The 12,869-nt window shown below is 65.1% G+C and carries 10 protein-coding genes; 3 read left to right on the forward strand and 7 right to left on the reverse strand.

Going from position 1 to position 12,869, the window contains the following annotated elements; translation table 11 throughout:
• Positions 1-105: 105 nt before the first annotated feature.
• Positions 106-1,497 (forward strand): L-cystine transporter, encoded by a 1,392-nt coding sequence (locus WF331_RS03890; protein WP_016502090.1) that lies wholly within the window; start codon positions 106-108, stop codon positions 1,495-1,497.
• 35 nt (positions 1,498-1,532) lie between these two features.
• On the opposite strand, the gene WF331_RS03895 is transcribed toward WF331_RS03890, so the two are convergent.
• Entirely contained in the window at positions 1,533-2,048 is a 516-nt protein-coding gene (locus WF331_RS03895; protein ID WP_049276507.1) for a dihydrofolate reductase, read from the reverse strand.
• A 54-nt stretch (positions 2,049-2,102) separates the two neighbouring features.
• Between WF331_RS03895 and WF331_RS03900 the strand changes: the two genes are divergently transcribed.
• Both WF331_RS03900 and WF331_RS03905 read left to right on the forward strand, forming a co-directional pair.
• Positions 2,103-3,494 carry a DUF2868 domain-containing protein gene (locus WF331_RS03900; protein WP_340622668.1) on the forward strand — a complete coding sequence of 464 codons (1,392 nt, stop codon included), beginning with the start codon at positions 2,103-2,105 and terminating at the stop codon, positions 3,492-3,494.
• Complete coding sequence (locus WF331_RS03905; RefSeq protein WP_197897828.1) at positions 3,487-4,851, forward strand: GTPase/DUF3482 domain-containing protein; 1,365 nt, start codon at positions 3,487-3,489, stop codon at positions 4,849-4,851. Before WF331_RS03900 ends, WF331_RS03905 begins: the two co-directional genes overlap by 8 nt.
• A 108-nt stretch (positions 4,852-4,959) precedes the next feature.
• Here the strand turns inward: WF331_RS03905 and WF331_RS03910 are convergent, their stop codons facing one another.
• The 6 genes from WF331_RS03910 to WF331_RS03935 form a co-directional block, all read right to left on the reverse strand.
• The gene (locus tag WF331_RS03910; RefSeq protein ID WP_340622662.1) at positions 4,960-5,508 is read right to left on the reverse strand and encodes a phosphonate degradation HD-domain oxygenase; all 549 of its coding nucleotides are present in this window, start codon (positions 5,506-5,508) and stop codon (positions 4,960-4,962) included.
• 134 nt (positions 5,509-5,642) lie between these two features.
• Entirely contained in the window at positions 5,643-6,668 is a 1,026-nt protein-coding gene (locus WF331_RS03915; RefSeq protein WP_016502095.1) for a putative 2-aminoethylphosphonate ABC transporter substrate-binding protein, read from the reverse strand.
• Positions 6,669-6,686: 18 nt separating this feature from the next.
• Complete coding sequence (locus WF331_RS03920; protein ID WP_174371339.1) at positions 6,687-8,411, reverse strand: putative 2-aminoethylphosphonate ABC transporter permease subunit; 1,725 nt, start codon at positions 8,409-8,411, stop codon at positions 6,687-6,689.
• Position 8,412: 1 nt separating this feature from the next.
• Positions 8,413-9,471 (reverse strand): putative 2-aminoethylphosphonate ABC transporter ATP-binding protein, encoded by a 1,059-nt coding sequence (locus WF331_RS03925; RefSeq protein ID WP_061204017.1) that lies wholly within the window; start codon positions 9,469-9,471, stop codon positions 8,413-8,415.
• Positions 9,472-9,689: 218 nt separating this feature from the next.
• Positions 9,690-10,559 carry a LysR family transcriptional regulator gene (locus WF331_RS03930; protein WP_016502099.1) on the reverse strand — a complete coding sequence of 290 codons (870 nt, stop codon included), beginning with the start codon at positions 10,557-10,559 and terminating at the stop codon, positions 9,690-9,692.
• A 9-nt stretch (positions 10,560-10,568) separates the two neighbouring features.
• Positions 10,569-12,821 (reverse strand): heavy metal translocating P-type ATPase, encoded by a 2,253-nt coding sequence (locus tag WF331_RS03935; RefSeq protein WP_340622663.1) that lies wholly within the window; start codon positions 12,819-12,821, stop codon positions 10,569-10,571.
• Between the last annotated feature and the right edge of the window lie 48 nt (positions 12,822-12,869).

Genomic DNA, 12,869 nt, shown 5'->3' on the forward strand with positions numbered 1-12,869 from the left:
AATTCCATTTGGGTATAAATTCGTTTGTTTTCAGGCTGTTAGCATTTCCGTTCGCAATCGCTCACAGAGGCGATGCCACTTCTGCTTTTTTCTGCTGGAGCTTCAATGAACCTGCCGCTGTCACTTAACCTGCTGGCGTTCCTGGCCCTGTTGCTGGGCCTGGCACAAACCCGCCGCACCGACTGGAGCCTGGCCAAGAAGGTACTGCTGGGCCTGGTGCTGGGCGTAGTCTTCGGCCTGGCCCTGCACACGATCTACGGCGCTGGCCACCCCGTGCTCAAGTCCACCATCGCCTGGCTCGACCTGGTCGGCAACGGCTATGTCGGCTTGTTGCAGATGATTGTCATGCCGCTGATCTTCGCCTCGATCCTCAGTGCCGTGGCGCGCCTGCACAATGCCTCGTCGCTGGGCCGCATCAGCGTGCTGAGCATCGGCACCCTGCTGCTGACCACCGCCATTGCCGCGCTGATCGGCATCGTGCTGACCAACCTGTTCGGCCTGAGTGCAGAAGGCCTGGTGGCCGGTGTGCAGGAAAGCGCCCGCATGCAGGTTATCCACAGCGACTACGCCGGCAAGGTCGCCGACCTCAACATCCCGCAGCTGCTGCTGTCGTTCATCCCCAGCAACCCGGTGGGTGACCTGGCGCGGGCCAAGCCGACGTCGATCATCAGCGTGGTGATCTTCGCCGTATTCGTCGGCCTGGCCGCGCTGCAGCTGATCAAGGACGATGCCGAGAAAGGCGAGCGCGCCCTGTCGGCCATCGACACCCTGCAAGCCTGGGTGATGCGCCTGGTGCGGGTGGTAATGAAACTGACCCCGTATGGCGTGCTGGCGTTGATGACCAAGGTGGTTGCCAGCTCGAACATGGAAGACATCCTCAAGCTGGGCAGCTTCGTGGTGGTCTCGTACCTGGGCCTGGGGCTGATGTTCGTGGTGCATGCCCTCATCCTGGCGGCGACCGGTGTGAGCCCGCTGCGCTTCTTCCGCAAGGTGTGGCCGGTGCTCACGTTCGCCTTCACCAGCCGCTCCAGCGCCGCCAGCATTCCGCTGAACATCGAAGCGCAAACGCGCCGCCTGGGTGTGCCGCAGTCGATTGCCAGCTTCAGCGCATCATTCGGCACCACCATTGGCCAGAACGGCTGCGCTGGCCTCTATCCCGCCATGCTGGCGGTGATGGTGGCGCCGGCGGTGGGCATCGATACCTTCGACCCGCTGTGGATCGCGACCCTGGTGGCCATCGTCACGCTGAGTTCTGCAGGGGTTGCCGGTGTGGGTGGCGGGGCCACCTTTGCCGCACTGATCGTGCTACCAGCAATGGGCTTGCCGGTGGAGCTGGTGGCGTTGCTGATTTCGGTGGAGCCGCTGATCGACATGGGGCGTACGGCGCTGAACGTGAACGGTTCGATGACTGCGGGCGTGGTGACCAGCCAGCTGTTGAAAGAGACCGACAAGGACGTGCTGGCGGGCGATGAGCATGCAGAATTGAGCCACTCCTGACCGATCGCAGGGGGCGCTTCGCGCCCCCGACAATCTCAAACCTTGTCCCAAACCTCGAAGTGATAAGCAGGCTTGCCTTCCTCAGCCTGTGCCTCACTCGACTCCAGCTTCCAATGCGCCTCATCAAACGCAGGGAACCAGGCATCGCCTTCCGGCGCCATTTCTACCCGCGTCAGGTACATCCGGCTGACCAGCCCTTGCTCCAGCGCCTGCCGATACAACTGCGCCCCGCCAATCAGCATCAGCTCTTCAACGCCTTGCTCGCGCGCCCACTGCTCGGCCCGCACCAGGGCTTCTTCAAGCGATGCAAATACCTCCGCACCTGTCAGTTCAAGGCCCCGCTGGCGGCTGACGACGATATTCAACCGCCCAGGCAGCGGCCGCCCCAGCGAGTCCCAGGTCTTGCGCCCCATGATGATCGGCTTGCCCAGGGTGGTGGCCTTGAAGTACTTGAAGTCCCCCGGCAAATGCCAGGGCATGGAATTGTCGATGCCGATCACGCGGTTCTCGGCGTACGCCGCGATCAGGCTGAGGGGGAGTGATGTATTCATGTCAGCGAGGATAGCACCGGGCGCGTGGGTTATGCTTCTGCCCTGACCTGTGCAATGGAAGACCATGTGACTGAACCGACTCCACTGGACAAGCGCTGGCTCACCGAAGCGGTACGCCTGCGCGAGGAACACGCCGGCCCCCTGGAAGACCAGGAAGCCAACCGTCGCGCCCGCCAATTGGGCGGCGACCTGGCGGCCCGCATCGAAACCCGTGCACTGTTCCTGGCCGAACGCGATGGCATGAGCACCGCCCTGCGCCACTGGAAGCAAGGCGCGCGCCTGGCGCTGCTGGCCTTGCTGCTGATGGCCGTGCTCAGCGGCGCGGGCTTGGCCCTGGCCGCCCTGGGCGACGGGCAGCGGCCGGTGAACGTGTTCTGGGCCCTGGGCAGCCTGCTCGGGCTGAACCTGCTGATGCTGCTGGGCTGGGCCATCGGTTTTGCCGTAAGCGGCGAGCATGGCGCAGGGCTGGGCCGGTTGTGGCTATGGCTGAGTGAACGCTTTGCCCGCGATGCCAAGGCCGCACACCTGGCACCTGCGCTGCTGGTGCTGCTGCAACGCCAACGCCTGAACCGCTGGCTGCTCGGCCTGCTGGTGCATGGCCTGTGGCTGCTGGCCATGCTCACCGCCCTGGGCATGCTGCTAGCCTTGCTGGCGACCCGGCGCTATGGCTTTGTCTGGGAAACCACGCTGCTTGCCGCCGACCCGTTCATCCACCTGACCCAAGCCCTGGGCGCCCTGCCTTCGCTGCTGGGCTTTGCCGTGCCTGACGAAGCCATGATCCGCGCCAGCGGCGACACCTTGCCGGCCCTGGAGCAAGCCCGACAGGCCTGGGCCAGCTGGTTGCTGGGGGTGGTGCTGGTGTATGGCCTGTTACCACGCCTGGTACTGGCTGGATTGTGCCTGTGGCGCTGGCGCCAGGGCCGCGAGCGCCTGGTACTGGACTTGAGCCTGCCCGGCTACGCGCAACTGCGTGATGCACTGATGCCGCGCAGCGAACGCATCGGCGTACAGGATGCCGCACCCGAGGCCCTGCCACAGTTTGCCGCCGGCCAGCTGGAAAGCGGCAGCAGCGGTGCCCTGCTGGTGGGCCTGGAACTGGACGACCAGCGCCCCTGGCCGCCCGCCCTGCCGAAAAGCGTGATCAATGCTGGCGTGCTCGACAGCCGCGAATCGCGCAACCGGCTGCTCGAACAACTCAGCCGCTTCCCCCCGGCACGCCTGGCCATCGCCTGCGACCCCCGGCGCTCGCCCGACCGCGGCAGCCTGGCGTTGCTCGCCGAACTGGCGCGCAATGCCGGCGCAACCCGTATCTGGCTACTGCAGTCGGCACCCGGCCAGGCTGTTGATGCCCAGCGCCTGGGCGATTGGCACGAAGCCCTTGACCGCCTTGGCCTGCAGCACGCCGACACCTCACCACTGACCTGGCTGGAGCATGGCCATGACTGAGCCACTGAAACTGGCCGTGGTCGGCCATACCAACGTCGGCAAGACCTCGCTGCTGCGCACGCTGACCCGCGACGTAGGCTTTGGCGAAGTGTCCCACCGCCCCAGCACCACCCGCCATGTAGAAGGTGCGCGCTTGTCGGTGGACGGCGAACCCTTGCTGGAGCTGTACGACACCCCGGGCCTGGAGGATGCCATCGCGTTGCTCGACTACCTCGAACGCCTGGAACGCCCGGGCGAGCGCCTGGACGGCCCGTCCCGCCTGGAGCGCTTTCTGCAGGGCAGCGAAGCGCGCCAGCGTTTCGAGCAGGAGGCCAAGGTGCTGCGCCAGTTGCTGGCCAGCAATGCCGGCCTGTACGTGATCGACGCGCGCGAGCCGGTGCTGGCCAAGTATCGCGATGAACTGGAAGTGCTGGCCAGCTGCGGCAAGCCGTTACTGCCGGTGCTCAACTTCGTCGCCAGCCACCAGCACCGCGAGCCGCAATGGCGTGAAGCCCTTGCCCGGCTTGGGCTTCACGCGTTGGTGCGGTTCGACAGCGTGGCCCCGCCCGAGGATGGCGAGCGCCGTTTGTACGAAAGCCTGGCCCTGCTGCTGGAGGACGCCCGCCCGGCCCTGCAGCGGCTGATCGACGACCAGCAGGCACAGCGCCTGGCCCGCCAGCAAAGTGGCAAGCGGCTGATTGCCGAGTTGCTGCTGGACTGCGCCGCCTGCCGGCGTAGCGTCGAGGCGGAGCCAGCGGCCGAAGCCAAGGCCATAGAGGCGCTGCGCCGGGACATACGCCAACGTGAACAGCGTTGCGTCGAAGCCTTGCTCAAGCTGTATGCCTTCCGCCGCGAGGATGCCCATGCCAGCGACCTGCCGTTGCTCGATGGCCGCTGGGGCGATGACCTGTTCAATCCTGAAACCCTGAAGCTGCTGGGTGTGCGCCTGGGCAGCGGCGTGGCGGCCGGCGCTGCAGCCGGGGCCGGGGTCGATCTGCTGGTCGGCGGGCTTACCCTCGGCGCGGCAGCGCTGGCCGGCGCGATTGCCGGCGGTGCGCTGCAGACGGCGCGTAACTATGGCTCACGGTTGATGGGCAAGCTCAAGGGCAAACGCGAGCTGACCGTGGACGACACGGTATTGCGCCTGCTGGCGTTGCGTCAGCAGCAGTTGATGGTGGCGCTGGATAACCGCGGGCATGCGGCGCAAGACAGCATCAGGCTGGGTGAGCTGGATGAGAAGGCCTGGCGCGAGGGCAAGTTGCCAGAGGCACTGGTGAAGGCGCGGGCGCATCCGCAATGGTCGACGCTCAACCCAGGGGCGAAGCTGAATCAGGCTGAGCGGCAGGAACAGCTGGAGGCACTGGTTTCACAATTTTGAGTCAGCAGGCCTGGCCTCTTCGCAGCACAAGGCTGCTCCTACAGGTATCGCGTCCGCCTGTAGGAGCAGCCTTGTGCTGCGAATAGGCCAGGCCCGACAACCCATGTTTCAAAGCAATGCCAGTGCCCTCTGCTTCAACCCATCCAGATCAACCACCGCTACCCCCACCTCCTTGGCCCGCTCATCCCACTCCCGCATCCGCAAGCTCACCTCGAACAGCGGATCCCGCTCGAATGCATCCGCCTCAGCCTCGCTCATTACACCCCCCTGATACTCCAGGGTCCGCCGGCTCGCCTCGCTCAGGCGCTGGTAATACCCCGCCTGGCGCAACGTCAGGTAACGCTTCGCCTCCACGTGATACTCCACCAACCGCGACATGCGCTCGCCAAAGCCGCAACGGCGCAAATACTCGGCGCCGATGCGTTCATGGCTGACCACGCCGTAGCCGCCCATGCTGGCGTCACCGCCACACAGGTGACCGATGTCGTGGAAGAACGCCGCCAGCACCACCTCATCGTCGAAGCCTTCGGCCATGGCCAGTTGCGCGGCCTGTGACATGTGTTCGAGCTGGGTGATGGCTTCGCCGATGTAGTCGTCGCTGCCATGGCGTGCGTACAGGGCGAAGGTGCTGTCGACGATCTGTGCTGGATCAGGCATCGGTATCTATTCCTGGCTTGGTAGCGGCGGTGGCTTCTTCGCGGGCTCGCCCGCTCCCACAAGGGGCTGCGCAAATTTCAGGACCTGCGCAGTACCTGTGGGAGCGGGCATGCCCGCGAAGAGGCCGGTACAGGTTACTGCTGGGCCACCTTCTCCGACTTGCCGTCGTAGCGCTTGCGCCACTCGGCCAGAATCTGGTCACGGTTCTTCGATGCCCACGCAAAGTCGTTCTTGATCAGGCGCTGTTCATAGTCCGCTGGCAGCTCGGTCTGTGGCTTGGCAATACCCGGCGCGGCCAGCACGGCGAAGTTTTCCTTGTACAGCTCCATCGCCGCCGGGCTGGCCGAGAAATCAGCCAGGCGCTTGGCCGCATCCGCCTTGGGCGACCCTTTGATCACAGCAGTCGCCTCGATCTCCCAGCCCAGGCCTTCCTTCGGCAACACGATGTCCAGCGGCGCGCCCTGGCGCTTCAGTTGCACAGCCGGGTATTCGAACGAGATACCGATCGGGAACTCGCCCGCAGCCGCCAGCTTGCATGGCTTGGAGCCGGAGTGAACATACTGGCCGATGTTCTGGTGCAGTGCGTCCATGTAGGCCCAGCCTTGCGGCTCACCAAAGGTCTGCAACCAGGCACTCACGTCAAGGAAGCCGGTACCCGACGAGGCCGGGTTCGGCATGACGATCTTGCCTTTGTATTCCGGCTTGGTCAGGTCCTGCCAGCTCACCGGCTTGCTCAGGCCCTGCTTCTCGGCCTCGATGGTATTGAAGCAGATGGTTGCGGCCCACACGTCCATGCCCACCCACGCCGGCGGGTTGGCAGCGTCCCGGTAGTTGCCGGAGATCTTGCCCAGGTCCTTCGGTGCATAGGCTTCCAGCATGCCGTTCTGGTCGAGAATGGCCAGGCTGGACGCTGCCAGGCCCCATACCGCGTCGGCTTGCGGGCGGTCTTTCTCGGCCAGCAGCTTGGCAGTGATGATGCCGGTGGAATCGCGTACCCACTTGATCTCGATGTCCGGGTTGGCCTTCTCGAAGGCCTGCTTGTAGCTCTTCAGCTGCTCGGCTTCCAGCGCGGTGTAGACCGTCAGCTGGGTATCCGCGGCCGAAGCCTGCAGGCTGAATACGGCAGAAACGGCAGCGGCAAGTGCAAGGTGCTTGTACATGGGTAGGTTCCTTACAGGTCAGACGGTCGCGGCGCGTTGGCGCCAGGCTTGGGAGCGGCGCAGCAGGCCGCGTGAGGCTGCGGCCAGCAGCAGTGAAGCGCCGGCACTGGTCAGCAGGATCAGGGTGGACATGGCAGCAGCACCGCCAACGTTGCCGGCATCGTCCATGTTCAGCACGGCAACGGCAGCCAGGATGGTGTCGGGGCTGTACAGGAAGATCGCCGCCGACACCGTGGTCATGGCCGAAACGAACAGGTAGCGGATGATGTCCAGCAGCGCCGGCAGGCAGATCGGCACGGTCACCCGCAGGAAGTGCTTGTACAGCGGCGCCTTCAACGACAGCGCAGCGGCCTCGAACTCGCCATCAAGCTGGCGAAGCGCGGTGGTTGCGGTCATCTGCGCGGTGGTCAGGTAATGGGCGATGGTGCACACCACCAACAGCCCCATGCTGCCGTACAGCACATGCAGCGGGTTGCCGTTCAGGTTGAAGAAGAAGACGTAGCCCAGGCCCAGCACCAGGCCCGGCACGGCCATGGGGATGAAGCTGAGCAGGCGCAGCGCCTGGTTGAGCAGGCGTTGGCCCTGGGTTTTCTCCATCAGGTAGGCACCGGTGAAAATCACGATGCTGCCGATCAGCGCGGTGCCGATGGCCATGGTCACGCTGTTGCGGTAGGCCAGCCAGCCGCCACCGGCGGTGTCTTCGAACATGTAGTGACGCAGCGACAACGACAGGTTGTATGGCCAGAAAGTGACCAGCGACGAATACACCGCCATGCCGATCACCAGCAGCAATGCCGCGCACACCAGCAGCACGAGGGCCAGGAAGCAGGCATCGCGGCCACGCGATGGCTTGGGTTCGAACACCTGGGCGCGGCCGCTCATGGCCTCGCCCTGGCGCCGGCGCAGCCAGGCGTCAACGCTGAAGCTGAACAGGGCCGGCAACAGCAGCACCATACCGATCAGCGCACCACGGCCGAACTGTTGCTGGCCGACCACCGCCTTGTAGGCCTCCAGCGCCAGCACCTGATAGTCGCCACCGACCACCACCGGCACACCGAAGTCGGTGATGGTCAGGGTGAACACCAGGCAGAACGCCGCAAACACCGCCTGGCGCGTGGCCGGCCAGGTGATGCTGGTGAACGCCCGACCTGGGCCAGCGCCCATGCTGGAGGCAGCATCGAACAGCCGAGCATCGGCCAGCGACAGCGCCGATAGCAGGATCATCAGCGCATGCGGGAAGGTGTAGATGGCCTCCCCCAGCACGATGCCCCAGAAGCCGTAGATATTGTCGCTGAGCAACCCGCGCAGCAGCCCCTGGTTACCGAACAGGTAGACCAGGGCGATGGCCGGCAGCATTGACGGCGCCAGCAGCGGCAGCAGCGAAATCCCCCGCCACAGGCCCTTGGCCGGGATCAGCGTACGTTGCAGGGCATAGGCAAACAGGTAGGCCAGCGGCACCACGATGGCTGCGACGGTGAAAGCCACCGACAGGCTGTTGCCCAGCAACCAGTGGAAGTTGTCGCTGGCGAATAGCTCCCGGGCTGCCAGCAAGCCGCCACCCTGGCCCGCGTCCGCGCTGAAGCCACGCCAGAAGATCGCCAGCAGCGGCATCAGCACGGCCAGCACCAACAGGATCAGCAGCAGGCTCTTGCCGCCGACGACGAACAACCGATCACCCAGGGCAACGCCAGCACGCGGCGCGGCTTTGGCCTGGCTCAGCGGCAGGGACATTGGCGCGGCCATCTCAGGCAAACACCTGCAGGCTCTGCGGCGGCAGCGCCACCCAGATGTCCTGCGAACCCAGGCGGGGCATGGCCTCGGGGGCCACCTCGGCCAGCAGGGCATGGCCTGGCAGGGCCTTGAGTTCAAAACTCATGCGGCAGCGGTTACCGAGAAAGGTGATTTCGCGGACCATGGCCGGGAACAGGTTTTCTTCGTGTACCACCGGGTTGACCGTGATCGCCTCCGGGCGACAGAACAGCCGGCCGCTGCTGGCCTGGGCCGACCCCGGCGCCAGGCGCATGTTCATGCCGCCAACCTGGGCATGGCTGTCGCCGCTTCGCTGGAATGGCAGCCAGTTACCCTGGCCGACGAACTCGGCAACGAACGGCGTGGCCGGTTGGTCGTAGATTTCCTGCGGGGTGGCGTACTGCTCGACCTGGCCGTTGTTCATCACGGCAATGCGGTCGGCCATCAGCATGGCTTCGTCCTGGTTGTGGGTCACCATCAGGGTGGTGATGCCCAGCTGGCGTTGCAGCTGGCGCAGCTCGGTGCACAGGTGCTCGCGGACCCGGGCGTCCAGCGCCGACATCGGCTCGTCGAGCAGTAGCAGGGATGGCGACGGCGCCAGCGCACGGGCCAGGGCCACACGTTGCTGCTGGCCACCGGAAAGCTGGCCTGGGTATTTCTTCTCGCTGCCAGAAAGGCCCACCAGTTCGAGCATTTCAGCCACCCGCTGGCGGGCCTGCTCGCGGCCACTGCCGGTCAGGCCGTAGGCGATGTTGGCTTCGACGGTAAGGTTGGGGAACAGCGCGTAGGACTGAAACAGGATGCCGTAGTCACGGGCCTGGGGCGGCAGCTCGGAGATATCGCGCTCGCCGATGTACAGCGTGCCGCGGTCCTGGCGCTCCAGGCCGGCGATGCAGCGCAGCAGCGTGGTCTTGCCACAGCCGGACGGGCCGAGCAGGCACACCAGTTCGCCGGCGGCGATGTCCAGCGAGACATCGTTGAGTGCCGTGAAGGCACCGAAGCGCTTGTGGATGTTGCGCACTTTCATCTGTGCGCCGGGGGTGGTGTGGTTCATGGCAGGGCCTCATCGAAGAGATGGGGCCATGCTAGGCAGGCTGTGCGAAGGTTCTGTGGCTTTGAGGCAAAAGCCGGTGATAGTGGTATAGGCAGATTTTGTATTGGCCTGTCGGGGCCTCTTCGCGGGCTTGCCCGCTCCCACAGGATATCTACAAAATTCAGACCCTACGCAGTACCTGTGGGAGCGGGCAAGCCCGCGAAGAAGCCAACACAGGTCTAGAAATGCGAACCGGCCACTTCTTGCGCTACACCCATGAACGCGGCCGGCAACCTGGCCTGGCGCCGTTCCTTCAGGCAATACAGGTACTCATGCATCACCGGCGCATTCTCCAGCACGAGCACCCGCAGTTCGGGGTTGTGCGGCACCTCATGGCGGGCAATCACGCTGATGCCGATGTTGCGCAGCACCGCCTCGCGGATCGACTCGCGGCTGCCGATTTCCAGCAAGGCCCCGGCCGTCACCCCGGCCTCCTGCATCATCTGCTCGGTCAGCTTGCGCGTGGTCGAGCCCTTCTCCCGCATCAACAGGCAATGCCCGGCCACCACATCGATGGACACCGTCTGGCGGTGGGCCAATGGGTGGTTGCGGTGCACCGCCACCACCAGCGGATCGGTGCCCAGCACCCGTCGCACCAGCCGGGCGTCCTCCAGCAGCTGCGACGAAGCGGCGATATCCACCCGGTAGTCTTCGAGCATTTCCAGCACCTGCTGCGAGTTGCCGATCTCCACCGCTACATCCACCTGCGGCAAGCGCTCGCGGTAGATCTTCACCAGGTCGAGAATGTAGTAAGGCGCCGTGGCGGCGATGCGCAAACTGCCTTGGGCCTGGCCGCTGTTGCGCAGCTCGAACTCGATGTCGGCCTCCTGTTGCAACAGCGCCTTGACCATCGGCAGCAGTCGCACGCCCTCTTCGCTCAACACCAGGCGCCGCCCGCCACGGTAGAACAGCTCGACCGTGTAGTGGCTTTCCAGGTTGCGGATCTGCGTGGTCACCGTGGGCTGGCTGAGTCCGAGCTTCTTTGCCGCCAGGGTGATGCTGCCCAGGCGGGCCACCATGTAAAAGGCTTTAAGCTCCGAACTCAGCATGCACGTCCTCTATTTGCGCAAAAGGCGCAAGCCGTTGAACACCACCAGCAGGCTCACGCCCATGTCGGCGAACACTGCCATCCACAGGGTGGCCATGCCGGCAAAGGTAATCGCCAGGAATATCGCCTTGACGCCCAACGCCAGAACGATGTTCTGCATGAGGATCGCCCCACTTTGGCGCGACAGCCTGACGAAGGCCGGGATTTTGCGCAAGTCGTCGTCCATCAGTGCCACATCGGCGGTTTCAATGGCGGTGTCGGTGCCGGCAGCGGCCATGGCAAAACCGACCTCGGCACGGGCCAGGGCCGGGGCGTCGTTGATGCCGTCACCGACCATGCCCACCCGATGGCCCTGTGCGTACAAGGCTTCGATGGTTTTCAGTTTGTCGGCAGGCAGCAGGTTGCCCTCCGCGCGGTCGATACCCACCACGGCGGCGATGGCCTGCGCGGTATGCGGATTATCACCGGTCAGCATGACAGTCTTGATGCCCAGCTCATGCAGCTCGGCAATGGCCTGGCGGCTGCTGTCCTTGACCGTATCGGCCACTGCGAAAAGGGCCAGCGGGCCACTGCGGTCAAGCAGCAGGACCACGGTCTTGCCTTGGCGCTCCAGCGCATCCAGCTGGGCTTCCAGCTCGGGTGAGCACAGCCCCAGTTCTTCCACCAGACGGTGGTTGCCCAGGTGGTAGACCTCGCCAGCGATGGTGCCACGCACGCCGCGCCCGGCCAGGGCAGCGAAGTCATCGACCTCGCTCAAGGCCAGGCCTTGCTCCCTGCCGAACTGGGCAATGGCGCGGGAAACCGGGTGGTCCGAACGTTCGCCCAAGCTGGCAGCCAGGGCTTGCGCACGGCCTTCAAACAGCGGCTCCAGTACTTTGGCGTCGGTCTGTACCGGCTTGCCGTGGGTGATGGTGCCGGTCTTGTCCAGGGCCAGGTAATCCAGGTGGCGGCCGCCTTCCAGGTACACACCGCCCTTGATCAGGATGCCTTTGCGCGCAGCAGCGGCCAGCCCGCTGACGATGGTCACCGGGGTCGAGATGACCAGGGCGCACGGGCACGCGACCACCAGCAGCACCAGGGCGCGGTACACCCAGTCGAACCAGCTTGCGGCCATGAACAGCGGCGGGATCACCGCCACGGCCAGGGCGATGGCAAACACCACCGGGGTATAGATACGCGAAAACTGGTCGACGAAGCGCTGGGTAGGCGCCCGCGCGCCTTGTGCTTGCTCCACGGCCTTGATGATCCGCGCCAGGGTCGATTGGCCCGCGCCAGCGGTAACGCGAAACTCCAGCGCACCCGCCTGGTTGATGGTGCCGGCGAACAGTTTGTCGCCTACGGCCTTCTCCACAGGCAAGCTTTCGCCGGTGATTGGCGCCTGATCGACGCTGGATTGCCCACTGCTCACTTCGCCATCCAGGCCGATGCGCTCGCCGGGGCGCACCCGCACCAACGCGCCGATGGCCACTTCGCGCACATCCACTTCGCGCCATTGGCCATCTGCCTGCTGCACCGTGGCCATGTCCGGGGTCAGCTGCATCAGCCCGCTGATGGCATTGCGTGCGCGGTCCAGCGAGCGGGCTTCGATCAGCTCGGCAACAGTAAACAGCACCATCACCATGGCCGCTTCCGGCCACTGGCCGATCAGCACAGCACCGGTCACGGCGATGCTCATCAGCGCATTGATGTTGAGGTTGCGGTTTTTCAGGGCAATCCAGCCCTTCTTGTAGGTGCCCAGGCCGCAACCAAGAATGGCTGCCAGCGCCAATGCCGCCACCAGCCATTCCGGCGCCAGCGCGGCAAAGTGCACGATTTCGGCGGCGATGGCGGCAACACCCGACAATGCCAGCGGCCACCAGCGGGTCTTGGCCGGTTGGGGCGCGGCGGCGATACCGTCGCCTTCGGCACCAAGCGGCTCGGCCTTCATGCCCAGGCTGTCGATGGCACGCTCGATGTCGCTAGTACCGTCCAGGGTGTGGCGTACTCCAAGTACGCGGTTGATCAGGTTGAATTCCAGCTGCTCGATACCGGCCAGCTTGCCCAGCTTGTCCTGGATCAGGGTCTGCTCGGTCGGGCAGTCCATGGCGTCGATGCGGAAGCGGCTGAGCTGTGCCTGGGCACTGGCCGTTTCAGTCAGCTGCACCAGCGCCGGCGCGGCTTTGGCCCCGCAGCAGCTGTGGCCGTGGGCGGCGTGCCCATGGTCGTCATCGCCATGGGCGTGATCGTGCGGATGCTTGTGTTCGTGGCTGACAGGCTGGTTCATGGGGTCGTCCTTAAAGTGAGCCTGTTGCCAAGTGAACACCCTGTAGCC

The sequence above is a fragment of the Pseudomonas sp. YNh genome (genome assembly GCF_037993085.1).
Taxonomy (GTDB): domain Bacteria; phylum Pseudomonadota; class Gammaproteobacteria; order Pseudomonadales; family Pseudomonadaceae; genus Aquipseudomonas; species Aquipseudomonas putida.